At 43.4% G+C, this 23,846-nt stretch carries 24 protein-coding genes and 2 tRNA genes; 18 read left to right on the top strand and 8 right to left on the bottom strand.

Features of this window, described 5'->3' with window-relative positions; genetic code table 11:
• Positions 1-49 precede the first annotated feature (49 nt).
• From HUO09_RS02080 to HUO09_RS02135, 12 genes are all read left to right on the top strand, one after another.
• Positions 50-544, top strand: coding sequence for a chemotaxis protein CheW (locus HUO09_RS02080; RefSeq protein WP_042483825.1), 495 nt, complete (start codon positions 50-52; stop codon positions 542-544).
• Entirely contained in the window at positions 520-1,050 is a 531-nt protein-coding gene (locus tag HUO09_RS02085) for a DUF2802 domain-containing protein (protein ID WP_188232820.1), read from the top strand. The genes HUO09_RS02080 and HUO09_RS02085 overlap by 25 nt, the downstream gene beginning before the upstream one ends.
• Before the next feature lie 211 nt (positions 1,051-1,261).
• Positions 1,262-1,882 (top strand): cytochrome c biogenesis heme-transporting ATPase CcmA, encoded by a 621-nt coding sequence (gene ccmA / locus HUO09_RS02090; RefSeq protein WP_188232821.1) that lies wholly within the window; start codon positions 1,262-1,264, stop codon positions 1,880-1,882.
• Positions 1,882-2,550, top strand: a complete 669-nt coding sequence (gene ccmB, locus HUO09_RS02095) for a heme exporter protein CcmB (protein WP_167413009.1) — start codon at positions 1,882-1,884, stop codon at positions 2,548-2,550. The genes ccmA and ccmB overlap by 1 nt, the downstream gene beginning before the upstream one ends.
• A gap of 85 nt (positions 2,551-2,635) precedes the next feature.
• Positions 2,636-3,382, top strand: a complete 747-nt coding sequence (locus tag HUO09_RS02100; RefSeq protein ID WP_188232822.1) for a heme ABC transporter permease — start codon at positions 2,636-2,638, stop codon at positions 3,380-3,382.
• Positions 3,383-3,384: 2 nt separating this feature from the next.
• Entirely contained in the window at positions 3,385-3,591 is a 207-nt protein-coding gene (ccmD, locus tag HUO09_RS02105; protein ID WP_042483811.1) for a heme exporter protein CcmD, read from the top strand.
• Positions 3,588-4,070: a cytochrome c maturation protein CcmE gene (gene ccmE / locus HUO09_RS02110; RefSeq protein ID WP_167413383.1), complete on the top strand. Its 483-nt coding sequence runs from the start codon at positions 3,588-3,590 to the stop codon at positions 4,068-4,070. The genes ccmD and ccmE overlap by 4 nt, the downstream gene beginning before the upstream one ends.
• The gene (locus HUO09_RS02115; RefSeq protein WP_188232823.1) at positions 4,067-6,022 is read left to right on the top strand and encodes a heme lyase CcmF/NrfE family subunit; all 1,956 of its coding nucleotides are present in this window, start codon (positions 4,067-4,069) and stop codon (positions 6,020-6,022) included. The genes ccmE and HUO09_RS02115 overlap by 4 nt, the downstream gene beginning before the upstream one ends.
• Positions 6,023-6,577 (top strand): DsbE family thiol:disulfide interchange protein, encoded by a 555-nt coding sequence (locus HUO09_RS02120; RefSeq protein ID WP_188232824.1) that lies wholly within the window; start codon positions 6,023-6,025, stop codon positions 6,575-6,577.
• On the top strand, positions 6,574-7,050 hold the full coding sequence (locus HUO09_RS02125; RefSeq protein ID WP_188232825.1) for a cytochrome c-type biogenesis protein: 477 nt from the start codon (positions 6,574-6,576) through the stop codon (positions 7,048-7,050). Before HUO09_RS02120 ends, HUO09_RS02125 begins: the two co-directional genes overlap by 4 nt.
• Complete coding sequence (gene ccmI / locus HUO09_RS02130) at positions 7,050-8,267, top strand: c-type cytochrome biogenesis protein CcmI (RefSeq protein ID WP_188232826.1); 1,218 nt, start codon at positions 7,050-7,052, stop codon at positions 8,265-8,267. Before HUO09_RS02125 ends, ccmI begins: the two co-directional genes overlap by 1 nt.
• 76 nt (positions 8,268-8,343) lie before the next feature.
• On the top strand, positions 8,344-9,102 hold the full coding sequence (locus HUO09_RS02135; RefSeq protein ID WP_188232827.1) for a VacJ family lipoprotein: 759 nt from the start codon (positions 8,344-8,346) through the stop codon (positions 9,100-9,102).
• A 21-nt stretch (positions 9,103-9,123) separates the two neighbouring features.
• On the opposite strand, the gene HUO09_RS02140 is transcribed toward HUO09_RS02135, so the two are convergent.
• From HUO09_RS02140 to sodB, 3 genes are all read right to left on the bottom strand, one after another.
• On the bottom strand, positions 9,124-9,792 hold the full coding sequence (locus tag HUO09_RS02140; RefSeq protein WP_167413377.1) for an SDR family oxidoreductase: 669 nt from the start codon (positions 9,790-9,792) through the stop codon (positions 9,124-9,126).
• 198 nt (positions 9,793-9,990) lie between these two features.
• A complete protein-coding gene (locus HUO09_RS02145) occupies positions 9,991-10,494 on the bottom strand; it encodes a VC2046/SO_2500 family protein (RefSeq protein ID WP_188232828.1) in 504 nt (167 codons plus the stop codon).
• A 130-nt stretch (positions 10,495-10,624) separates the two neighbouring features.
• Positions 10,625-11,209: a superoxide dismutase [Fe] gene (gene sodB / locus HUO09_RS02150; RefSeq protein WP_042483784.1), complete on the bottom strand. Its 585-nt coding sequence runs from the start codon at positions 11,207-11,209 to the stop codon at positions 10,625-10,627.
• Positions 11,210-11,834: 625 nt separating this feature from the next.
• Here sodB and HUO09_RS02155 point away from each other — a divergent pair.
• The 3 genes from HUO09_RS02155 (at position 11,835) to HUO09_RS02165 (ending at position 15,199) form a co-directional block, all read left to right on the top strand.
• Positions 11,835-12,170 carry a Grx4 family monothiol glutaredoxin gene (locus HUO09_RS02155; protein ID WP_167413375.1) on the top strand — a complete coding sequence of 112 codons (336 nt, stop codon included), beginning with the start codon at positions 11,835-11,837 and terminating at the stop codon, positions 12,168-12,170.
• A gap of 88 nt (positions 12,171-12,258) precedes the next feature.
• On the top strand, positions 12,259-14,208 hold the full coding sequence (locus HUO09_RS02160; protein ID WP_188232829.1) for a DNA topoisomerase III: 1,950 nt from the start codon (positions 12,259-12,261) through the stop codon (positions 14,206-14,208).
• A gap of 70 nt (positions 14,209-14,278) precedes the next feature.
• Positions 14,279-15,199 (top strand): histone deacetylase, encoded by a 921-nt coding sequence (locus tag HUO09_RS02165; protein ID WP_188232830.1) that lies wholly within the window; start codon positions 14,279-14,281, stop codon positions 15,197-15,199.
• 63 nt (positions 15,200-15,262) lie between these two features.
• On the opposite strand, the gene HUO09_RS02170 is transcribed toward HUO09_RS02165, so the two are convergent.
• Entirely contained in the window at positions 15,263-16,456 is a 1,194-nt protein-coding gene (locus tag HUO09_RS02170; protein ID WP_188232831.1) for an amino acid aminotransferase, read from the bottom strand.
• Between the two features lie 446 nt (positions 16,457-16,902).
• On the opposite strand from HUO09_RS02170, the gene HUO09_RS02175 reads away from it, so the two are divergent.
• Complete coding sequence (locus HUO09_RS02175; RefSeq protein ID WP_167413371.1) at positions 16,903-18,543, top strand: response regulator; 1,641 nt, start codon at positions 16,903-16,905, stop codon at positions 18,541-18,543.
• A gap of 162 nt (positions 18,544-18,705) precedes the next feature.
• On the opposite strand, the gene HUO09_RS02180 is transcribed toward HUO09_RS02175, so the two are convergent.
• From HUO09_RS02180 to HUO09_RS02195, 4 genes are all read right to left on the bottom strand, one after another.
• Positions 18,706-18,796 (bottom strand) — tRNA-Ser (locus HUO09_RS02180).
• Positions 18,797-19,056: 260 nt separating this feature from the next.
• Positions 19,057-19,133: transfer RNA gene (locus HUO09_RS02185), tRNA-Pro, on the bottom strand.
• A gap of 62 nt (positions 19,134-19,195) precedes the next feature.
• Complete coding sequence (locus HUO09_RS02190) at positions 19,196-20,998, bottom strand: DUF3413 domain-containing protein (protein ID WP_167413839.1); 1,803 nt, start codon at positions 20,996-20,998, stop codon at positions 19,196-19,198.
• A gap of 32 nt (positions 20,999-21,030) precedes the next feature.
• Entirely contained in the window at positions 21,031-21,246 is a 216-nt protein-coding gene (locus tag HUO09_RS02195; protein WP_042483648.1) for a YejL family protein, read from the bottom strand.
• A gap of 84 nt (positions 21,247-21,330) precedes the next feature.
• Between HUO09_RS02195 and yejK the strand changes: the two genes are divergently transcribed.
• The gene (yejK, locus tag HUO09_RS02200) at positions 21,331-22,332 is read left to right on the top strand and encodes a nucleoid-associated protein YejK (RefSeq protein ID WP_188232832.1); all 1,002 of its coding nucleotides are present in this window, start codon (positions 21,331-21,333) and stop codon (positions 22,330-22,332) included.
• A gap of 151 nt (positions 22,333-22,483) precedes the next feature.
• The gene (locus HUO09_RS02205) at positions 22,484-23,749 is read left to right on the top strand and encodes an Hpt domain-containing protein (RefSeq protein ID WP_188232833.1); all 1,266 of its coding nucleotides are present in this window, start codon (positions 22,484-22,486) and stop codon (positions 23,747-23,749) included.
• Positions 23,750-23,846: the final 97 nt, after the last annotated feature.

Genomic DNA, 23,846 nt, shown 5'->3' on the forward strand with positions numbered 1-23,846 from the left:
TCTGGATAAAATAATATTTTTGTCGGTAACGACTTAGAGAGGAAAAGGTATGTCTCAAGCTAACGAAGTTGAAGTTAGAAAAGAACACTCGAAGGATGAAGTACTTCAGTGGGTGACGTTCCAACTAGAAGAAGAAACCTATGGCATCAACGTAATGCAAGTGCGTGAGGTACTTCGTTACACTGAAATCGCTCCTGTACCAGGTGCGCCAGACTATGTCCTAGGTATCATCAACTTACGTGGTAACGTAGTGACGGTTATCGACACGCGTTCTCGTTTCGGTTTGATGCCGGGTGAAACCAGTGACAACACTCGTATCATAGTGATCGAATCTGAACGTCAAGTGATCGGTATCTTGGTTGATAGCGTGGCTGAGGTTGTATACCTACGTTCTTCTGAAATTGATACCACTCCAAGTGTTGGTACAGATGAAAGCTCTAAGTTCATCCAAGGCGTAAGCAACCGTGACGGTAAACTGCTGATCTTGGTTGACCTAAATAAACTGCTTTCTGACGAAGAATGGGACGAAATGGCTCATCTATAATGAATGAGTTGATGTCTTATGCATCTCCGTTTTTAGCGGGTGGTGTTGCACTGTTAGTGATGCTGATTGGTTTGGTGTGGGTTAGTCTACGCCGAGCCATGATACGTCAGGGTGACTATTTCAGGCAGCAACTTCGACATTCTGATAAAGAACAGCAGAAAGCGAGCAAGCAGCTGTTAGAGGTGCGCTCAGTCGTTGTTGGTCTTGGCAAAACAGTTAATGATCAACAAGAGATTATCAAGCACCTTAACGACAGGTTGAAGGAACTTGAAAACGCCGATACAGATGCGCGCTTATACAGTCGAGCGAGCAAAATGGTCAAACTCGGTGCCGATCTAGACGAACTGATCGAAGAGTGTGAATTACCGAAAGCTGAAGCTGAACTGATGATGTCTTTGCAGAAGAAACTGCAGGGTAAAGAGGCGATTCCGCCATTAGCGAGTCATCCAGAAGGCAAAGCGCGTGTGGTGCCGAACAGGCCGCCAGTGCGAAAGCAATCTCGTTAGAAACATTCATTAAGTCTAAAAGGAAGCCATTCGCTTCCTTTTTTTGTTTTTTCGAGGTGGTTGTTTTTAATCACAAAGTGGTAAAAGAAAAACAAATAACTAAAAATTAACAGATTCTTACGTAGTTTCGTGATTAGTAATACCCTTCATCTATTTTGTCTAAACTGTGGTGTGTTAATATAGCAGACCCTAATTTGTTCTATAGAAGCTCATGCTGGACGTTAACAATCTCACTGCTATTCGCGATGAAAAGGTGCTATTCGAGCATTTGTCATTCAATATCGACGCGGGCGAACTCGTCCAGATTGAAGGTCGAAATGGTACAGGTAAAACGACTTTGTTGCGTATTATCACAGGCCTTGCTGACCGCGACGAAGGCGAGATTTACTGGAACAAGGTCAATATCGAAGAAGATAGAGACAGCTACCATACAGATTTACTATTTTTGGGGCATCAAACCGGTATTAAGCGAGAGCTAACGGCCTTTGAGAATTTGCATTTTTACCAATCAGTGCATTCATCAAAAAATAGCAAAGAAGACATCTATCAAGCATTGGTGCAAGTTGGTTTGGTTGGTCGAGAGGATGTTCCAGTTGCTAAATTGTCGGCTGGACAACAGCGACGCGTCGCTTTAGCAAGGTTATGGCTAAGCGAACAGAAGTTGTGGATTTTGGATGAACCTTTGACCGCGATTGATAAACAAGGTGTGAAAGTATTGGAAGCTCTGTTTCTAAAACATGCGGAAAATGGCGGTATTGTTATTCTAACTACGCACCAAGATATGTTCGCCGATCACGACAAGTTGCGTAAAATCAAACTGGGAGACGCCTAATGTTTTCAACCATGGCGATGATCATTCGGCGTGAACTCCTAATCGCTTTCCGACGCCAAGCCGATATTTTTAATCCTCTGTGGTTTTTTATCATCGTGATTACTTTGTTTCCGCTCAGCATTGGTCCAGAGCCGGGGCTGCTTTCTCGGATTGCTCCGGGTATTGTATGGGTTGCGGCACTTCTCTCAGCTTTACTCTCTTTAGAGCGCTTGTTCCGTGATGACTTTCAAGATGGTGCTCTTGAGCAGATGATGATAATGCCAGCGCCACTTTCTGTTGTTGCTCTGTCAAAAGTGATAGCACACTGGTTACTTACTGGTGTACCTCTGATATTAATAAGTCCATTGTTGGCTATTCTGTTGTCGTTGAATTTTGATACTTGGCTTGGTGTGGTAGCGACACTGTTGCTTGGGACACCAACGCTGAGTTTTATTGGTGCTATCGGTGTAGCATTGACGGTTGGTCTACAAAAAGGTGGCGTGCTGCTCAGCCTTGTAGTCTTGCCTTTGTATATACCGATCTTAATTTTCGCTACCTCAGCGATAGATGCAGCTTCTTTGGGAATGGCTTACAACGGGCAATTGGCCATATTAGCTGCAATGCTGGTTGGAGCGATGACATTAACACCGTTCGCGATTAGCGCCGCATTGCGAGTAAGTGTTAACTAACAAAAAGTATTTTAATTTAGCCTAAATTTACATAAAAAACTTAACATCAATAAGTTAAGTATTAGAAGCAAAGTGAGGACAAACAATGTGGAAATGGCTCCATCCCTACGCTAAGCCAGAATCTGCGTATCAGTTATGTGGGAAGTTTTTCCCTTGGTTCACTGTTTTAGCTTTTGCCTGTTTGACCGCGGGAACAGTCTGGGGACTTGCATTTGCTCCGTCGGACTACCAGCAAGGTGATAGTTTCAGGCTTATCTATATTCACGTGCCTTCAGCAATTTGGTCGATGGGTGCTTACATGTCGATGGCAATCGCCGCCTTTATCGGCATTGTTTGGCAGGTGAGATTATCCAATATGGCAGCATTAGCCATGGCACCTATCGGTGCGGTATTCACCTTTATCGCACTTATTACTGGTGCAGTGTGGGGAAAACCTATGTGGGGTGCTTGGTGGGTTTGGGATGCTCGCCTGACTTCAGAATTAATTCTGCTTTTCCTTTACCTTGGCGTTATTGCTCTTTACCACGCTTTTGACGATCAAAAAACGGCAGCGAAAGCGGCAGGCATTTTAGCAATTGTCGGTGTGATTAACCTGCCAATCATTCATTTCTCTGTGGAATGGTGGAACACGTTACATCAAGGCGCAACGATCACTAAGTTTGAGAAGCCTTCTATCTCCGCCAGTATGTTGTGGCCTCTGTTACTGAATATTTTTGGCTTTGCCTTTTTCTTCGGTGCCTTAACAGTTGCACGCTTGAGAAACGAAATTATCAGCAAAGAGAGTCATCGTCCGTGGGTTATCCAACTAGCCCAAGCAGAGAAAGGAGAGTAACCATGCATTTTGAAACTTGGTCAGATTTTTTCGCGATGGGTGGCTACGCCAGCTACGTTTGGGGTGGTTTCGGCATTACCTATTTATCGATGGCTGTTTTATGGTTTTTGAGTATCAATCGTAGTAAGGCGCTGATGAAAGAAGTTAGAAATAAAATTAAGCGTCAAGAGCGTATTGAAGCGGCCAAACATATGGAGAACACACTGTGAACCCAAGACGTAAAAAGAGGCTCGGTATTGTCCTCGCTATTCTCATTGGTTTAGGCACGACAACAGGTTTGATTCTCTATGCATTAAGCCAAAATATGGACTTATTCTATACGCCGACAGAATTAGTGAACGGTAAAGATGGTAAGAAGCCAGAGGTTGGTCAGCGCTTACGTATTGGCGGAATGGTCACTGTTGGGTCGGTTAAACGCGATCCTAACTCGCTAAAAGTCAGCTTTTTATTGCACGACGTTGGCCCATCAGTCACTGTGGTTTACGAAGGCATTCTTCCTGATTTGTTCCGTGAAGGTCAGGGCATTGTTGCTCAAGGCGTATTAGTGGATGCGACCACAGTTGAAGCTTTTGAAGTGCTGGCTAAGCATGACGAAGAATATATGCCACCTGAAATTGCAGAAGCGATGGAAAAGAACCATGCGCCGATGACGTATACAGCAGAACAAAAACAAGGAAGTGATCAATGATTGCAGAAATAGGTCACTTTGCCCTGATTATTTCGTTGGGCTTAGCGGTATTGCTCAGCCTACTGCCTTTAGTTGGCGCATCAAGAAATAACACATTATTAATGAACTCCGCCCGTCCTCTGGCGTGGGGGATGTTCTCATTTTTGTTATTGTCATTCGGCATTTTGCTTTGGGCATTCTATACCAATGATTTCACGGTTAAATACGTAGCAAGTAACTCAAATAGCCTGCTCCCATGGTATTACCGATTAACTGCGGTTTGGGGAGCGCACGAAGGTTCGCTTCTGTTGTGGGTGTTAATTCAGGCTGCTTGGACTGTTGCGGTTGCAAGTTTTAGCCGTGGTATGCCGCAAGAATCGGTGGCGCGCGTACTTGCTGTTATGGGTATGATCTCCGTAGGTTTCCTACTGTTTATCATTGTCACCTCTAACCCGTTCTTACGCACATTGCCTTATTTCCCTATCGACGGGCGCGATTTGAACCCATTGCTGCAAGACCCAGGTCTAATCATTCACCCACCGATGTTATACATGGGGTATGTAGGTTTTTCTGTAGCCTTCTCTTTTGCGATTGCATCACTCATGACGGGACGTCTTGATACCGCTTGGGCTCGCTGGTCTCGTCCTTGGACAACGGCGGCTTGGTTGTTTCTGACTATGGGTATCGTTCTAGGCTCATGGTGGGCTTACTATGAACTTGGCTGGGGTGGCTGGTGGTTCTGGGATCCAGTAGAGAACGCATCATTTATGCCTTGGCTAGCGGGTACCGCTTTAATCCACTCGCTTGCCGTGACGGAAAAACGTGGCACGTTTAAAGCTTGGACGGTTCTGCTTGCGATTTCTGCATTCTCACTAAGCCTACTGGGTACATTCCTAGTGCGTTCGGGTATTCTGGTTTCTGTGCATGCATTTGCTTCTGATCCTGCACGCGGAATGTTCATTTTAGCTTTCCTAGTCTTTGTTATCGGCGGATCTTTACTGCTGTTTGCAGTGAAAGGAGCATCGGTACGAGCGCGAGGAAATTATGAGCTGGTATCACGTGAAAACGCGCTTCTAGCCAATAACGTATTACTGATTACCGCCTTGGTTGTGGTTTTGATTGGTACTCTGTTACCACTGGTTCATAAGCAGTTAGGTCTTGGATCTGTTTCAATTGGTGCGCCATTCTTTAACAGTTTGTTTAGCTGGTTGATGGTGCCATTTGCCTTATTGCTTGGCATTGGTCCACTGGTTCGCTGGAAGCGAGATAACCTTTCTGTTTTAGCGAAACCTATGGCTATTTCCGCTGTTGGCTCTCTCGCATTGGCGGCTGCTTGTGTATTCGTAACGGCAGAGTCGTATACCGGTCTGGCGTTTATGGGCTGGGTAATGGCGTGGTGGATTATCTTATTGCATGGTTATGAGGTTCATCAACGTGCCACTCACCGCCATACCTTTATGGTCGGTGTGAAGCAGATTCATCGAAGTCATTGGTCAATGGTTCTTGGTCACATTGGTTTAGCGATTACGATTATTGGTATTGCTATGGTGCAAAACTACAGCATCGAACGTGATGTGCGTTTAGCACCGGGTGAGCATTTCCAGTTGAACGAGTACGACTTCTATTTCAAAGGCTTACTTGATCGTGATGGGCCGAACTATGACGGCTATGTTGCTCAGTTCGAAGTTACAAAGAATGGTCAGTACGTCAATACATTGAATGCTGAGAAACGTTTCTACAATACAGCTAAGTCTATGATGACAGAAGCTGCGATTGACCGCGGAATTACTCGTGACCTTTATATCGCAATGGGTGAGCGCCTTGATAACAGTGATGCATGGGCCGTTCGTCTGTATTACAAACCGTTTGTACGATGGATTTGGGCTGGCGGTATATTGATGGCTATCGGCGGCATTCTCGCAATCAGTGATAAACGTTACCGCTTCAGAAAAACAGCAGTGAAGGAGGCTTAAATGAACAAGAAGATATTATTTATCCCTCTGGTTGTTTTTCTCGGTTTAGTTGCCATTTTTAGCACTCAATTGATGAGAAACGCTGGTGGTGACGACCCAACTAAGTTGGAATCGGTTCTTGTAGGCAAACAAGTACCTGAGTTTCGTTTAGAAGACTTAGCTGAACCCGGCAAGCTTTACGATCAATCTATATTCCGTGGCGAGCCGCTGCTGCTTAACGTTTGGGCGACTTGGTGCCCAACGTGTTATGCCGAGCACCAGTACTTAAATGAACTTTCCAAGCAAGATGTGAAAATTATTGGCTTAAACTACAAAGACCAACGCGATAAGGCCGTTCAATGGTTGAATGAATTGGGTAACCCATACCTTATCAGCCTGTTTGACGGCAACGGTATGCTTGGATTGGATCTTGGTGTTTATGGTGCCCCAGAGACATTTCTGATTGATGCTAACGGCGTGATTCGTTATCGCCATGTTGGTGATGTTAACCCGACTAACTGGAAACAAACATTGGCTCCGATATATGAGCAACTGTTGCAGGAGGCGAAGCAATGAGAGCTAAGTTATTCGCTTTAATCGCTGCCGCACTGCTGTCTTTTTCGGTCATTGCTGCTATTGATGTTTACGATTTCGATACACCAGAGCAAGAAGCTCAGTTTCATGAATTGAGTAATACTCTGCGTTGCCCTAAGTGTCAGAACAATTCTATTGCGGATTCTAACGCGGCGTTGGCTCAGGACTTACGTCAAAAAGTCTACGAGATGACCAAAGAGGGGAAATCCAAAAGTGACATTATCGATTACATGATTGCCCGTTACGGCAACTTCGTTACTTACAATCCACCATTAACGGTTTCTACCGCGATTTTGTGGGTCGCTCCTCTGTCTGTATTAGTGATTGGCTTTGTTGTTATTGTTTTACGCACTAAGCGCCGCAAAGTCAGTACTGAAGCTGGAGAGTGGGACGAAAACAAAGAACAACGTTTGAAAGCCTTATTGGAAGAAGATAAAGACGGAGATAAGCAGTAATGACTTTATTTTGGGTGTTAACGCTAATTCTTGTCGCGATTGCGTGTGTCTTTGTCGCTATTCCAATGCTTAAACCAAAAGCGAATAACGATGCTGCACTGCGTGACGATCTCAACAAAGCTTTCTACAAAGATCGACTTGCCGAATTAGCGGTCGAAACCGATGAAGGTTTAGTTGAAGACCAGCAAGAGCTGGTCGCGGATCTTAAACAATCGCTACTGGACGATATTCCAAATGACCAGAACAAGACCGAAGAGCGAGCTTTATCAACCTCTATGGTTCTTGTTCCTTCGCTTATTCTTGTGGTGGCATTGAGCTATGGCTTGTATGCCGTTTTTGGTAATTACCAAAAAGTGCAGCATTGGCAAGATATTAGCCAGAACCTTCCTGAGTTATCGAAGAAGCTGATGAACCCTCAAGGGGTTGAGCTGAGCGATAAAGAGATGGAAGACTTAACCTTAGCTTTAAGAACGCGTCTCCATTATGAACCACAAGATTCGACAGGTTGGTTGCTGCTAGGTCGTATCGGTTTGGCGAATCGTGATATGGAAACCGCGATTGGTGCGATGAAGAAAGCGTACGCCATCGAACCGCAAGATGGTGATATTAAGTTAGGTTATGCGCAAGCTTTGATGCTCTCGAATGACCAGATTGATCAGCAAAGTGCTCGCACACTACTGAATAAAATGCTGAAAGCTGACTACGTTGATTTACGTGTCTATTCGTTGCTGGCATTTGATGCATTTGAACGTCAGGATTATCCAACTGCGATTGAACACTGGAAGTCTATGCAACAAATGATTGGTCCTAATGATGGTCGTTACGAAATGTTGTCACGCAGTATCGCCAGTGCAAAAGCCAAAATGGAACCAACGGTGCTGGATGATCATTCAATTTCAGTTTCAATTTCATTGGGCAGTGAAGTGGTACTACCGAGCCAAGGTGTTGTGATTGTCTCTGTGCATTCAGCAGATGGTGCGCCAATGCCTATCGCTGCTGCAAGATATCCGCTGGGCAAGTTCCCGTTCACAGTTATTATGGATGATTCGAACAGCATGATGCAGGGACGTAAGTTGTCTGATTTACCAGCCCTGATTGTTCGAGTTCGAGTTGACTCTGACGGCAATGTGGCTACTCGAGACGGCGATTGGTTTGGGGAAAGCCAAGTCGTTGAACTGGGAAGTGAGGTAAAAGTTGAAATCAATAAACAGTTTTAATACTGTACCTTTATAAAAAACCAGAAGGTCAATGTTTTCATTGGCCTTCTGTCGATTGGTTAAGGAAATAATAATAATGATCAGCCGATTAACAAGGATTGTCTTACTGAGCTTGATGGTTGCCATCACCGGGTGTAGTTCCGTTCCTGACAATCAAAACGCGTCAGATCCACAAGTCAATGACCCTTTTGAAGGGTTCAACCGCACGATGTGGGCATTGAACTATGATTACCTAGATCCTTATTTTGTGCGTCCCGTTTCTCTTGCTTATGTAGACTACACGCCGGACCCTGTTCGCCACGGTATCTCTAACTTTCTTTCGAATCTCGATGAACCTTCGAGCATGATCAATAACTTATTGATGGGAAATGGTAAGAAAGCACTCGATCACTTCAACCGCTTCTGGATTAACTCAACGTTTGGTTTGCTTGGCTTGATCGATATCGCTTCCGAAGCTGGAATTACAAAACATGGTGAAAAGGCCTTTAGCGATGCAATTGGGCATCATGGTGTGGGGAAAGGGCCTTATGTCATGGTTCCAGGCTACGGTCCTGTTGTAGTACGCGAAGCTGGCGATGTGGTTGATGGCTTATATGCACCACTCTCGTACTTAAATATCTGGGCATCAGTAGGCAAATGGGCTTTGGAAGGTATGGAAACCCGTGCAGCTTTAGTAAACCAAGAAGCACTATTAGATAGTTCTCCCGATTCCTACTCTTTCACTCGCGCGGCTTATCTGCAGCGCAGAGACTTTACTGCTGAAGTGGAAAAGCCAACGGAAGTCGATAACAGCGAAGAAGATTACCTTGATTCCTATATGGAAGAGGGCTTTTAGTCTTTTGCTGATCACTATTCGTTAGGCTGACATTACTCGTCCGCTGAAATATTCATTCGCGACAATGTATTCTGTGTTGCGAATGAGATCATCCTGAACTTCTACCCAATGATTTTTATGCTTGCTAGCTGAAAGCATGGGAACAACGCCGCCTACTCGAATATTGAAAGGAACCAGCTCCTTCGCCCAACTTTGTGTAAATCCAGACACCATACAACTGGCATTTTCTATGCCGGAACAATCTTGGCTGTCATTGAGTGAAATGACATTCACAATCACTCCTTTGATGTTATGTTGACGCATACGTTCGGTGCAAGCCTGACCAAAAGAAAATAAAGAAGATGCCATTAAAGCCAGTTTCTTAATAAACAACTCGGTTGGCTTTTCATCGATCAGAGATGGCATTGGCGAAGACGGCCAATTGTTGATCAGCACATCGGGAACGGTGTGATAACTCGATTCAATACTGTCGAACATCCTATTTAAACTCTCTTGTGAATGGTCTCTAAGGTGGTAGCAATCAACGTGATTTGAGAGTTCTCTACAGCGGTTGAAGGTTTCATATAAACCTTGTTTATCTGTATCACATAAAATGACGGTTGCACCGAGGCAGGTGAAATGCGTCGCGAGAGTACTGCCTAGCTGTGAGCTTGCTGAAGTTATTAAAACAATGGCGCTTTTAATTTCCATAGTACGCACCTTCTGTTTGGTTTTTAGTTATTTCGATTAACTTTCGAACAGTAAGAATGGGTGAAGGATGTGACACTTTGTGTGAATGAACTCAAAGAAAAGGTTTAGTTTCTATTATCAGTGACCATTTTGAGCAGTGTTTCACACTCTAAAGCAATGACCTGAGAATGTTCGCACTAAAACTACTTGTTCGTTGACCTAAGTCTGTGCTCGCAATTGATCATGTCGATATGCGGTGGTCAGCTTATTGTACAGATCGAATGGTAATGTCTTTGGTGGCGTTTTTACCGCGAGATGGCGCCTCTCATGTCCGGAAAGGTTGAGATAAACGTCCTCTGGAAGATCTTGTGTATCCTCGGGCAAATAAGTCAGTACTTCAGGAGTGAGGTAGTGACAGAGTTTGGCGCTCGCAAGCCCCCCATGATGGAAGAGTTCTGCTTGTTTAGCGGATATCGCATAGGAACTTTGATCGTTCCTAAGTGGTTGTGGCTCTGCCAGCTCAAAGCGTTCTCGCAAGAGATCGTCAGTAGTTTCCGGCTGTTCAACTTGTTCAACGGGTGTATTGTCCCGAACATCATTGGAGAAGAGGGCGACAAGTAAAGAAAAGTCGGCTCGTCGTCCTTGATGGACGGCGTGACAAATCCCTGAACCTATGTTCAGTTCATTGATAATCCCCGCTTTATCTAATGTATGTACTTGCATTTTGTTCTCCACTTGATGCTCTTATAACGGCAACGAGAACAAATTCTTTAGTTTAGAAAGACAAAAAAAGCCTGCAAATTTGCAGGCTTAGCATCGTTTGTTTTTTAATCGCTTGAGCTGCGACTAGAAATTATTTAGCTAGGTTAGCAGCTACGAATTCCCAGTTAACTAGAGCCCAGAAACCGTTCATGTAATCTGGACGTAGGTTACGGTAGTCGATGTAGTACGCGTGTTCCCATAGGTCAACAGTTAGAAGTGGAGTTACACCTTCTTCTGTGATTGGAGTCGCTGCGTTAGAAGTGTTAACGATAGCTAGAGAACCGTCAGCTTTTTTCACTAACCAAGTCCAAGATGAACCGAAGTTGTTGATTGCTGAATCAGTGAATTTTGCTTTGAATTCTTCGAAAGAACCGAATGCTGCATTGATTGCTTCAGCCACTGCACCTGTTGGTTCGCCACCTGCGTTTGGCGCTAGACAGTGCCAGTAGAAAGTGTGGTTCCAAACTTGTGCCGCGTTGTTGAAAACACCGCCAGTAGAAGTTTTGATGATCTCTTCTAGAGTTTTGCCTTCGAATTCAGTTCCTGGTACTAGACCGTTTAGCTTAACAACGTAAGTGTTGTGGTGCTTACCGTAGTGGTACTCAAGAGTTTCTGCAGAGATATGTGGTTCTAGTGCGTCTTTTGCGTAAGGAAGAGCTGGTAGTTCAAATGCCATTGCTCGATTCTCCATATAGGTGAAGAGAGAGAACTCTCTCGATTGCTTCCAATGTCGTTTTTTGTTTTCGTCGATACGACTGACTGTATACCCAAGTAATTTCAAGATACTGGACTCAGAGCTTCATCAACGAGTTCAGATCAATAAAAATAACTGTAGAAATGGTCATCCCCTTTCAAAGCTATTTGCCGCCGAGATGGGCTCGTTGATGAGATCCCAAAGGGCGAGTTTTATTCGCTTTTATCCTACGTTACTGATTTTCAACGTAGAATGACTATGTTTGTAAATCAGTGCCTTGTTTAAAAGCGAATAAATTCTCGCTGAACAAGCATCTTGAGGTTACTTGGGTATATGTATTTTAGCAACTTTTTACTTTATTAAAACCCCAATTCATAATAAAAGTGTTTTATATCAGATCAACAACGACTGAGGCGTTTTAAACGCAAGCGGATATCCTTCGAAGCTGGTTAAGCTGATAGACTCCAAAAATAGTAGGCTAAGCTTTTAATAATTTCGAATGATATGGAGAGGATGAAGTTTAAAGTCCATACTGATAATGTGCTTTTTATTCTCACTTAATGATTTAGAATGTGGGCATCAAAGACGACCCCATTAAGAGGAAGCAATGGAAACCATCGACAAGATCAAACAGCAAATTGAAGAAAACGCGATCCTTCTTTACATGAAAGGCTCACCTAAGCTGCCAAGCTGTGGTTTCTCTTCTCAAGCTGCACAAGCGCTAATGGCTTGTGGTGAAAAATTTGCGTATGTAGACATCCTACAAAATCCAGACATTCGTGCTGAACTACCTGTGTACGCTCAATGGCCGACATTCCCACAACTTTGGATTGAAGGTGAATTGATTGGTGGTTGTGACATCATTTTGGAAATGTTCCAAAAAGGCGAACTTCAACCTCTAATTAAAGAAGCAGCAGCACGTTCTGCAAGCAACGAAGAGTAATACTGTTTAAATTTACAGTTTTTCTTGATTTATTAAGGCCACATTCGATAATGTGGCCTTAATTTTTTCAGCTACCTGTAACGATACCATGAGCCGATTATTCATCGCCGAGAAGCCAAGTCTAGGCCGAGCAATTGCAGATGCGTTGCCCAAGCCACACAAAAAGGATCAGGGTTTTATTCGATGTGCAAATGGTGACGTGGTGACGTGGTGCATCGGGCATTTGCTTGAGCAAGTTGAGCCAGATGCTTATGACGAACGTTATAAGAAATGGAACCTAGCTGACCTGCCGATTGTACCAGAGCAGTGGCAATTAAGGCCGAGAAAAACCGCCAGTAAGCAACTGACGGTAGTGCGTAAACTGATTAAAGAGCACTCAGAAATCATTCACGCAGGAGACCCAGACAGAGAAGGGCAGTTGCTGGTGGATGAAGTGATCGATTACTGCAAAGTTGCCAGCAATAAGAAATCGTCAATTCAACGTCTTCTTATTAGCGACCTCAACTTACCTGCAGTAAAACGCGCACTTTCTAATATGCGCAGTAATCGCGATTTCATTCCGCTGTCTGTTTCTGCATTAGCGCGTTCTCGCGCTGACTGGCTATATGGGATGAACATGTCACGCGCCTACACTTTGCTGGGACAAAAAGCTGGCTATCAAGGCGTGTTGTCGGTTGGTCGTGTGCAAACACCGATTTTAGGTCTGGTCGTTCGACGTGATGAAGAGATAGAAAACTTCATTCCACGCGATTATTTTACCTTGCATGCGTTAATTCCTTATCAAGACGCTAATGGAGCGTTTGATATCCGCGCTCGTTGGAAGCCGAGTGAAGCGTGTAAGCCTTGGCAAGATGATGAGGGTAGAGTTCTCAATCGTAAGCTGGTGGAAAATGTTGCTCAGCGGATCGCTGGTCAGCCTGCTAAAGTGGTGGAGTCTGAGCAGAATCAAACCAAGCAGTCTGCGCCATTACCTTACTCACTCTCAGCCTTACAGATAGATGCGGCAAAGCGCTATAACATGAGCGCGCAGCAGGTTCTTGATACCTGCCAGAGTTTGTATGAAAAACATAAGCTGATTACTTACCCGCGTTCAGATTGTCGCTATCTTCCTAAAGAGCATTTGGCTCAGGCTTCTTCCGTGGTCGATGCTATCGCCAACAATGCCAAGGAGCTTGATTCTGCCATTTCTGGAGCAAATTTATCTCTTAAATCCAGAGCGTGGAATGACGCCAAAGTGGATGCCCATCATGCGATCATTCCGACCCCTAAAAAAGCATCAGTCAATGCGCTCTCTAGCTATGAAATGAAAGTTTACCAGCTTATCGCTCGGCAATATCTGATGCAGTTTTATCCGCAAGCGGTCTATGCCGAAGCCAAGTTGGTGTTCGATATTGCTGGCGGCACTTTCATTGCGTCTGGTCGTCAACTGGTGTCCGCAGGTTGGAAAGCTTTAACGGGTAAGTCAGAAGAACAAGACGACGGCGTTGATACCGTGCCGCCTTTAGTCGTTGGTACGGAACTCATTTGTCGTGAAGGTGAAATTAAAGATAGAAAAACAGAACCGCCAAAGTATTTTACGGAAGCAACGCTACTACAAGCAATGACAGGTATTGCCCGTTTTGTTGAAGATAAAGAACTGAAAAAAATACTGCGAGAAACGGATGGTTTGGGAACAGAAGCCACCCGCGCAGGGATATTGGATACGTTGTTTAAACGTCAGCTATTAAAACGAGACGGCAAAATCATTCGCAGTACACCGGCGGGAAGGGGCTTAATCCATGCATTGCCTAGTGAGTCTACCTTCCCAGATATGACAGCTCACTGGGAACACCAACTGCAAGCGATGGCTGAACGAGGTCAAGCGTATCAACCGTTTATGCAAGCACTGCACGAGCGTATTGATCAGCTAATGGCACAAGTAAAAACTGGACCTGTACCCGAATCGTTAAGGTCGCTGCCTGCTGTTGAACGACCAGCATTTAAGCGTAAAAAGCGCAGCTATGCGAAAAGTAGGACAAAATCGAATGGGGCGTCATAATGCACGCCTCATATCATTGTTTAAACTGGCTTGTTAACCTGCATTCATCTGGAGTAATCAAGTAGCAGACATGATCCCATTGGTTTATCACTCTATTTATTCTCAATTGCCTTTACCGGAAGGGCATCGTTATCCCATCAATAAATACCGCCTGTTATATGAAGCCATTGTTGAGAAGCAACGTCATAATCAGGAGTGGAAATCTACTTTTCAGTTCAGGGAACCGCAAGCTCTTACTCTAAGGGCGGTCAAGCAAATACATGATGAGCAGTATGTGGAAGAGCTTTGCTCTGGTTCTCTTCCCGCCGCCAAAATGCGGCGTATTGGTTTTCCATGGAGTGAAGCTTTGATCGAACGGACACTGACCTCTGCGGCTGGTACCTGTTTAGCGGCTGAACTGGCGTTGAAACATGGTCGAGCTTTGCACTTAAGTGGCGGTTATCACCATGCACACAAAGACTTTGGTAGTGGTTTCTGTCTGTTTAATGATTTGGTGCTGGCAGCCCAACACGCTATTGAAAGCTTTGATATTGATAAAGTGCTGATCGTCGATAGCGACGTGCATCATGGTGATGGGACCGCAACGCTCTGTGCTGAACGAGACGACATCATTACGCTCTCATTCCATTGTGATAAAAATTTCCCTGCTCGTAAGCCTGAATCGAACTTAGATGTTGCGCTTCCCAGAGAGACTGGGGATGAAGAGTTTCTCAGCCATTTTAAGTCGGTGGTCGAAATGGCGGTGAATCTTTATCAGCCTGAGCTGATTATCTATGATGCTGGAATTGATATTCATCGTGATGACGAACTCGGGTATTTCAACATATCAACGCAAGCTATTTATTATCGAGACTGCTTTATGATGCAGTTGACTCGAAACAAACAGATACCGCTAGCGTGTGTAGTTGGAGGCGGTTACCGAAGCGACCATCAAACTTTAGTACCGATTCATATGCAGTTGTTTGAGGCCGCTTTGGCGGTCGGTCCATAGCTTCCTAGCAAGAAAAAGCCACTGCATGTCAGTGGCTTTCCTATATCGTTTAACGCTCAGTTTTTATAAAGCAGCAAACGCCTTAGCAACGCGCTCTACATTGTGCTCGTTCAGGCCAGCAAGACACATACGACCGCTATTGATGAGGTATATTGCGTGTTCTTTGCGTAGCGTTTCTACTTGTTGCTGAGTAAAGCCTGTATAGCTAAACATCCCTTTCTGTTTAATCAGGAAGCTGAAATCCGCCTCTGGACGCAAAGTAGCGAGTTGGTCATGCAATGTTTTACGCATGGTTTCAATACGACTGCGCATGCCTTCCACTTCATTAAGCCAAATCGCTTTTAACTCTTGGGTGTTCAGAACGTTAGATACAACCACTGCTCCATGTTTTGCTGGGCTTGAGTAGTTACGGCGGACAGTCGCTTTTAGCTGACCTAAAACCCGAGAAGCTTCTTCTTCATTTCCACAAACGACAGATAGTCCACCTACACGCTCACCGTATAGAGAGAAAGTTTTAGAAAAGGAGTTACTGACAAAACTGACGACATCGGTTTCTAAGGCAATTTTACGGATAACGTAAGCATCTTCACTGATACCTTCACCGTAGCCCTGATAAGCCATATCGAAGAAAGGAATCAGTTTGTTTTTCTTAACAACCTCAATCACTTGATCCCATTGAGCATTCGTTAAATCCACACCAGTTGGGTTATGGCAACATGGGTGTAGTAGGACAATGCTTTGTTCCGGCAAAGAGTCGATAGTAGAAAGCATGCCATCGAAGTCAAGCATTTTGGTCTCTGGGTTGAAGTAAGGGTAAGTATTCACTTCGAAGCCAGCACCAGCAAAAATAGCGTGGTGGTTTTCCCACGTTGGATTGCTAACCCAAACTTTTGAGTGTGGGAAATAGTGGTGAAGGAAATCCGCACCAACCATTAATGCACCTGAACCGCCCAAAGATTGAATGGTCGCAATACGATTTGCCTCTAGAGCAGGGTGACTTGCACCAAATACTAATTGCTGTACCGCTGAACGGTATTGCACCAGGCCATCCATGGGTAGATAAATGCATGGTTGGCTTTCGGCTTGTGCTAATTGTGTCTGTGATTTCGCGACTGAATCTAGCGTCGGGATTTTGCCGTTTTCATCATAGTAAAGACCAATACTTAGGTTCACTTTTTCAGATCTGTCATCAGCCATAAACTGTTCCATAAGGGACAGAATAGGATCTCCAGCATAAGCGGTTACATGGTTAAGCACAGAAATTCTCCTTAATATATTTGTTACTTGATAACGATCTGAGCGATGGTTGAATGCGATTTTTTAGTTGAGCACTCGTCCACATACTGTGGATAAAGGGTTTTAAGTGTCTGAACACGGATAGCGACACTAACATAATTGTTACATTAACAGCCATCAAAAACCTACGCGAAACGAGCGAAATATCGGGAAAAATGAACGCATGCAAATTGTTTGTTCAATTTGATGTAGAACTTGGTGTTACGTCTCGGCACTCACAAGAACTGAATTTTGCATTCTATTCCTAACAAAGCGGTTTGAATAAATGATCTGAATGTTTTTTAGTCAGCGTTTGGGAAGTTATGGCAGGAGAAATAATTCAATAGATGTAGGTATTTTCCTGTTTTGCAAGACCTTATCTTACGCACAGACTTCGTCTGATACTATGAAGCGTCGGAGGGGTTCAAATGTCTTTAAGCTTCAAAAATTACACTGTATTGGTTGCTGATGATTCTAGGTTGGTGACAAGCACTATTACGTCTTTACTGAAAAAGCTTGGCTGCGAGCAAATTCACTGCGCCTATAAGCCGTTGGATGTAATAGCGAAGTGCAGACAGAACCAATTTGATCTGATTATCTGTGATTACAACTTTCAGAGTTTTATTAATGGATTTCAGTTATTAGAAGAACTCAATCATTTAAAGCTACTTCCTTCACATACGGCTTTCATGTTCCTTACTGGCGAGAACGACTTACGTGTTGTGCGCTCCATTATTGATGCTGAGCCGGATGACTATTTATTAAAGCCGTTCAAAAATCAGTTCTTTATAGACCGTTTAACCAACGCGATTAAACGCAGACTGGCATTGTTACCGATTTACGAGCAACTGATTAAGCATGATTACTACGGCGTTATCAAAGCATGTAAAGAGTGTCTGGATACTCGTCCGGAATACTCTAAGTTGATTCGAAAATTCAAGGCTAATGCGTTGGTTCGTTGTAAGGAATATCACAGCGCACGAAGCGAATATGAACAAATGCTCAGTGAAGACAATTTCGACTGGATAAAGACCGCACTAGCTAACACCTTCATTGAAACTGATGATGTAAATCGTGCAAAAGAAATTCTCGAAACAGTAAAAAGTAAGGATGAAAACCCTTATTACCACGATGAAATGTCAAGTATTGCTGTGCTGAACAACGATCTTCCACAGGCAATCACTCATCTTAAGCAATCCGCGATGTTGTTAGATTCGGGCGCTGAGCGTGAGTTAGTGATAGCAAACTTGTCACTAGCCAATGAGAATTATGATGATGCGGTAACTTACATGACGCGTTATTACGAGAAGAATAGAAACACCTTCAGAGGCAGTGTTTACACTCAGCTGAATTTAGTGCGTTGCCACTTGTATAAGGCAAAAGGCATAAAAAATAAGAGTTTGTTTGAACGTCAGCTACAGTCACTCAATCCTTTTATTGATGAAGTGAGAAAGCGGCCCAGCCTTGAGCATGTGCATCGCCTAATCATTTCACACATCGCGTTGATTCGAGGTGATCTCAAATTGGCGATCAATGAACTCAAGCCAGTTATTCAGCATATTAAGAGTATGCATTTCTATGACATCTACCACTTGGGGTATTTGTTGGAGCAGTGTTCGTACTTTAATGAAGTAAAACAGATATTACCTCAATGCCGTGTGGCGATGGACGAAAACCAACATCCGAGTATTTTAAGAAGCCAAACACATATGCTTTTAAGCTTTGAGTCGAGATTACAGGGTGTGATTGAAGAAATTGAGACGCTACGAAAGCAAATTTCAGATGCCGTCATTACACAAGGGGATTCGGAGGCAATGACGCACTACATTGACCTGTATTTCCGTTTACACGAGCTATCACCTAACTCTAGAAAGCTATGTATGGCTATCGTTAAATTCATTGCTCAGTACCCATTTGAGTATGACGGTAACTATAAGATTTTTGACAAGATAAAAGAGTGTCATGAAGTAATCGAAAAATTGTCTACGGAAGAAGAGCTAGTCGAAGCAAATAGCCTGGTTCAATACGAAGCCGCCAAGAGGAATATCTCTTTAGTCCTCACCAATTAAAGCTGCGTGTCAGCTCTATTCTTTGAATCCGTGCACGGTTAATGGCTAGTAAGACAGGGGCTGGTTCTTTTGAGTGGTGAATAGAGCAATTCGGATAAGAAAAGATTTTACTTAATCAGAAAAGAAAAAAGCCTCTGAAATCAGAGGCTTTTTTCTAGAATGTGGCGGAGAGATAGGGATTTGAACCCTAGGTACGCTATTAACGTACGCCGGTTTTCAAGACCGGTGCTTTCAACCACTCAGCCATCTCTCCGTTGTTGAAGCGAATATTAACGACCTCTTGGATTCTTGTAAAGCCCTTAATTAACTGTTTGCTCTAATAATGAACGTTTTAGCGATATTTTTTTATTGTCGGCCTTTTTAACAGTTTGAATGTTATGAATAAGTTGAACAATTATTGGGGAAATGAAGAGAAAATCGAAGGGAGAGCGCTGAGTATGGCTTTTATGCGATCAAGTTTATTTGCTTCAATGAGAAAGCCCGTAGCTTATTCAGCTACGGGCTTTAGGTGTATGGTCGGACTGAGAGGATTTGAACCTCCGACCCCCGACACCCCATGACGGTGCGCTACCAAGCTGCGCTACAGTCCGATTCACGTAATCTAATCAGTTTTTTTGTGGTCGTCAATATGAAAGTATTTTAACTTGCTGATTTAATTGTCTTTCACGTAAAAACGTTGCAGCTCCGTGAACCCCTGCATTAAGACTGGCAGAGTCGGATTTTCTTCTTTTAAGCGTTGGTAGTTGTCGTCGTAGAGTTTGAAGTTACCGAACTTGTCTATCACTGTGGTTTGATCATCGGTGATAAGGGCTAATTCACGTGAATCACCAGCGAGAATCCACTTTCTCTTCGTTTCGTTAAACATGTTTCGGCCACTGCTGAAATCACTTGGGTTGGAAGATACCCCCAATAAATCCTGCATGATTGTGACAGAGAAATCTAAGTGGCTTGAACGGTGGTTGTAGACTCCAGCAACTCTTCCTGGCCAATGGACAATCATAGGCACTTGCAGTTGGAAACGGCTGTAGTTGCTATTTGAACCCCAGCTGTTTGTTTTCGTTTCATTAAACTCAGTTCCGTGGTTAGAGGTAATTACCACAACCGTGCTGTCTAACAGCTCCAGCTCTGCGAGTTTAGTGAACAGTAAGTGCAGTTCGTTGTCCGCTAGAGTCACGGAATGATTGTAGCCAGCGCGTAGTCGGTCACTGGTCGAACCGTTTGATGCCACACCATCGTACTGGTCGAAGTTATCAACGGTAGAAAGTTCTAAGTAGCTAAACCAAGGTTGCTTCTTCTGCTCAACCCAAGAAGACCAGCGAGCGATGGTTTGTTCATCGTTGCTTGTTTCTGGATCAAATGGCGCTTTAGACATTGGTAGCTTGCGGAAAATCGTTTCCTGATAGAGAGGATCTTCAAAGTTTACGCCGCTAAAGAGACCGAACTGGTAATTCTGTGATTCTAGTACATCGAGCATGATTGGCGCTGTGCCTTGCGCTTCAATGCTGCTCGCATAGCTACTCGGCAGGCCGTAGAACAGACCAAATAAACCAAACATATCGTTACTCGAACTGTAATGATTGGTGAAGTTTAGGTTCTCGCTAGCAAACTGATACGTGTTGGGCATCAGTTCTGGTGTTAACACGTCAGCGCGCAGATTATTGACGCTGACCAACAGGATATTGAGGTTGTTGGCTCGGCGGCCAAATTTGATTTCTTCGATTGGGTAGTTAACCAGATCAACCGTATTTTGAGTCTCTTCCAGTCGTTTGAGATATTCATCTCGATCCAATAAACCATGCTTCTCCATAAACGATTTCGCAGTCATAGGGTATGACAGTGGGAAATTCGATTTTTGGCTTGTCACTGGGCTGTAGAAATAAGCGTCAGACCAGACATAAATCAGATGGCTTGCGATAAAACTGACGAAGAATACTGCAGCGAGAGGGCGACCCACTCGTTTGTGACTTAACTTGCGTTGTTTACGCCATACCCACTCAGATAAACCAAGTTGCAGTAGGAAAATAAGAGGAAGTACGACAAATAGATGCTGCAGATCTGTTCTTACAGCGCTGCTCTCATCACTAAATAATAGCTCCCAAACCACTGGCGTTAAGTGCAGGTTGATGGTTTGGTACGCTTGGGTATCAATAAGCAGTACTGTGAGTCCGAATGTTGCGAAACAGACGGACACAAAACGGAACAGTGACCTTGAGGGAATTAAAAATGTTAACGGGAAAAGTGTTAACAGATAGATAGCAAATACTAAGAAGCCAAAGTGACCTACCCAAGATAGCGTGAGATAGAGCTGCCCTAAGAAAGTTTCTGGCCACGGCGATTGTGCGATGTATCTGGTACCAATCAGCATTGCTGCAATGATATTAAAGAAGGCAAACCAATGCCCCCAACCTACTAGACGTGATACGCGTTCGCTGTATGTGTTGCCGCTATCTACCATGTACTTTTCTATTTATCCGTATTTATTTAAATTCAGTCTGCTAATGAAGACATCAATGCTTGAGAAAACTTTTCCGCAATCGCTTTTCGTTGCGATGCAGCAACATTTTGATTTAAAACGTTGGTCGCGACATTTCCCGCAATCATCAGGGAAAGTTCAGGAGACGCATTATGTTTATCAAGAACGGCAGCGATTTCGGTCAGGATAGTTTCAACTTTTTCGTCGCTGTATTTCGATGTAATAGGCATAAATACTCTAATGATGATAGTAAAAACGGCTTATGATAACCTACTATGCCTTACAACTGAAACCAGAACGATGATTATTTCACTATGAGTCTGCACCTTTCTAATGTCATTTTGCATCAACTAAGCAAAAACAATAACGACGAGCTAACGGTTACCTTCCGTGCTCAATCTCTTGATAATGATACATCAACAGAAAACCTAGTATCCGAATTGCATCGAGTTTTTAATGCAAAAGCTGGCAAAGGTTTTGGCTCTTTCAAGTCTGACAGTGATTTTCAAAACTGGTTGCAAGAAATGCGTCAAAGCGAGCGTTCGTTTTACGAATTTTCTCAAATCAGTGCGCAACGTCTCAAAGACGAACTGTCGAAATATCCGTTTGCCGATGAAGGTATCTTGGTGATGGCTGAATATCAGTCATTAGCCACCGATTATCTTTTGATTGGTATTCTTCCTTTGAATCAAAGTTTGAAGGTGACAGAAGGCTTAGACATCAGTGCAACTGATTATCTGGATATCAATAAAATGGATATTGTTGCCCGCGTGGATTTGTCGAGTTTTGAAACGGACAAAGAATCGAATCGCTATCTTTCTTATATTAAAGGCCGTGTAGGACGTAAAGTTTCAGATTTCTTTTTAGATTTCCTGCAAGCGGAAGTTGGCCTCGATGCGAAAGTGCAAAACAAAGTTCTGATGCAAGCAGTTGAAGATTTCTGTAGCGATTCAAAGCTGGAAAAAGACGAAGCGATTAACTACAAGAAACAAGTTTACGATTATTGCAATGATCAGATAAAAGCGGGCGAAGAAGTTCAGGTGAAAGAGCTATCAGGCGAATTGCCTCCAGCTCAGGATGGCACCAGCTTCATGGATTTCACTCGCGAGCATGGTTACGAATTAGAAGAAAGCTTTCCAGGTGATCGCTCCACCATGAGAAAACTGACTAAATATGTCGGTGCTGGTGGTGGCTTGAACATTAGTTTCGACAGCTTACTGATGGGGGAGCGTGTATTTTATGATCCTGAAACCGATACCCTGACTATCAAAGGTACGCCGCCAAACTTGCGTGATCAGCTGACTCGGAAAAGCTAGCCACGTTTAAATGTTGTGAAACACAGAAAGAGAGCCTTATCAGCTCTCTTTTTATTTGCATTAAAACTTGAGTTTTGAGAGCCAATCTACGCAAGATGAATGTGGAAGGTATATGATTGTATTTAATCAATATTGAATGCTGGGACAAGGAATGTTTTTAGAGCGTCATCAGAGTAATTTTATCTATAAGTCGATAGCTATCATTGGTGTTATTTGGCTCCTGTGTGTGCTGGCGATTTTTGCTCAATATAGACAAACAGCAAAAATGAGCGACGATGTTGTTGAATTAGGTAACAACATAATGTCGTTTCATAACTCCCTTCACTTTAGATCTCCGTATCGTGTTATTCACACAAATGATATGTCTCTGAATATTCAATTAATCTATTCATTGCGAGTGCAGTTAGAAGCCGATTATGAACGCTCATTTTTTCAGCCAGATGTAACGCACTTACTCTATGTTATTGATAAATTTATAGAAAAAAGCCAGTTATTCTTAAGTTCGGACTTAGACATCCTCAATATGGTTGAACAACTGAAATTGTTACGTTCAGAGTATCAACATCAACCTGAAATTAGACATTTTTATGTAGATATAGGAGCGTATCTTTTCGAAGCTCTATTTACAGAAGGAGAGCAAAGCGCTGAAATCTATAGGTCTTTGGATCAAATAATGGTTGCATCACAGGCGATGTCGCCTGACGACAGGCAGCATCTACAGCTTACCTTGGCAAAGGTTTCCAAATTATTAAGTCATTACGCGGAAAGCGGGAACTTAGTTAACAGACTACTCCAGCATGAGGTTTATCAAGAGTTATATACTCTCGAGCACGAATATTTTAAGTTGTTTGGTTTTATAAATACTCTCTTGATGCTTTTAGGTGTTTTGCTTATTGCGAGTCTTATTATCGTTGTGCTGTTTAATCAAAGGCTATCCAGAAAAGCATTTGAATTGCTCGATAGCGACCCAGTCCAAGAGCAAGTGGCAGAAAAAAACAGCGCTCAGACCAAACAAAACAAAGAGAAAGAGAGTTTGGAGAGTGTTCAACAAGTTCCTTCTGTGAGTACATCCTTTGAATCCAAGATAGACATTCCGCAAATGCTAAGTTCACTTAATGATGATAAAGAATCGGTAAAAATGCTGTTGCGTGTATTTATCGAAGATCATTATGAAGATAGTGAAAAACTCCAACAGCAAATATCTTCTGATTTAGGAGCTGCAGTCAGAACAGTACACAGTTTAAAAAGTGTTGCAGGTACGATTGGTGCGACTGAGCTCAGGATGATTGCAATGGAAATTGAAGCCAAATTAAAACGAGAAGAAATGCCTTCGGAAAAAGAAATTCAGGAACTGGCTAATTGTCTAAATGAAAGCGTCAAAAGTGCCCAGTTTTGGCTAGAGCAAGCTTCGTTTTAGTGGTTCGTTCATGCTGGAAGTTATCGTCTAGCTCGCTGATTCCTATTTGACATGTTCTGTGCTGTTTTTTTGATGGAATTGGCGAGTAGTGTTAGGA

It is taken from the genome of Vibrio sp. Y2-5, assembly GCF_014596725.1.
Classification (GTDB): Bacteria; Pseudomonadota; Gammaproteobacteria; order Enterobacterales; family Vibrionaceae; genus Vibrio.

Coding starts and splice junctions, on each gene's coding strand:
- HUO09_RS02080 (WP_042483825.1), top strand. CDS start 50: ATGTCTCAAGCTAACGAAGTTGAAGTTAGAAAAGAACACTCGAAGGAT.
- HUO09_RS02085 (WP_188232820.1), top strand. CDS start 520: ATGGGACGAAATGGCTCATCTATAATGAATGAGTTGATGTCTTATGCA.
- ccmA (WP_188232821.1), top strand. CDS start 1,262: ATGCTGGACGTTAACAATCTCACTGCTATTCGCGATGAAAAGGTGCTA.
- ccmB (WP_167413009.1), top strand. CDS start 1,882: ATGTTTTCAACCATGGCGATGATCATTCGGCGTGAACTCCTAATCGCT.
- HUO09_RS02100 (WP_188232822.1), top strand. CDS start 2,636: ATGTGGAAATGGCTCCATCCCTACGCTAAGCCAGAATCTGCGTATCAG.
- ccmD (WP_042483811.1), top strand. CDS start 3,385: ATGCATTTTGAAACTTGGTCAGATTTTTTCGCGATGGGTGGCTACGCC.
- HUO09_RS02115 (WP_188232823.1), top strand. CDS start 4,067: ATGATTGCAGAAATAGGTCACTTTGCCCTGATTATTTCGTTGGGCTTA.
- HUO09_RS02120 (WP_188232824.1), top strand. CDS start 6,023: ATGAACAAGAAGATATTATTTATCCCTCTGGTTGTTTTTCTCGGTTTA.
- HUO09_RS02125 (WP_188232825.1), top strand. CDS start 6,574: ATGAGAGCTAAGTTATTCGCTTTAATCGCTGCCGCACTGCTGTCTTTT.
- ccmI (WP_188232826.1), top strand. CDS start 7,050: ATGACTTTATTTTGGGTGTTAACGCTAATTCTTGTCGCGATTGCGTGT.
- HUO09_RS02135 (WP_188232827.1), top strand. CDS start 8,344: ATGATCAGCCGATTAACAAGGATTGTCTTACTGAGCTTGATGGTTGCC.
- HUO09_RS02140 (WP_167413377.1), bottom strand. CDS start 9,792: ATGGAAATTAAAAGCGCCATTGTTTTAATAACTTCAGCAAGCTCACAG.
- HUO09_RS02145 (WP_188232828.1), bottom strand. CDS start 10,494: ATGCAAGTACATACATTAGATAAAGCGGGGATTATCAATGAACTGAAC.
- sodB (WP_042483784.1), bottom strand. CDS start 11,209: ATGGCATTTGAACTACCAGCTCTTCCTTACGCAAAAGACGCACTAGAA.
- HUO09_RS02155 (WP_167413375.1), top strand. CDS start 11,835: ATGGAAACCATCGACAAGATCAAACAGCAAATTGAAGAAAACGCGATC.
- HUO09_RS02160 (WP_188232829.1), top strand. CDS start 12,259: ATGAGCCGATTATTCATCGCCGAGAAGCCAAGTCTAGGCCGAGCAATT.
- HUO09_RS02165 (WP_188232830.1), top strand. CDS start 14,279: ATGATCCCATTGGTTTATCACTCTATTTATTCTCAATTGCCTTTACCG.
- HUO09_RS02175 (WP_167413371.1), top strand. CDS start 16,903: ATGTCTTTAAGCTTCAAAAATTACACTGTATTGGTTGCTGATGATTCT.
- HUO09_RS02190 (WP_167413839.1), bottom strand. CDS start 20,998: ATGGTAGATAGCGGCAACACATACAGCGAACGCGTATCACGTCTAGTA.
- HUO09_RS02195 (WP_042483648.1), bottom strand. CDS start 21,246: ATGCCTATTACATCGAAATACAGCGACGAAAAAGTTGAAACTATCCTG.
- yejK (WP_188232832.1), top strand. CDS start 21,331: ATGAGTCTGCACCTTTCTAATGTCATTTTGCATCAACTAAGCAAAAAC.
- HUO09_RS02205 (WP_188232833.1), top strand. CDS start 22,484: ATGTTTTTAGAGCGTCATCAGAGTAATTTTATCTATAAGTCGATAGCT.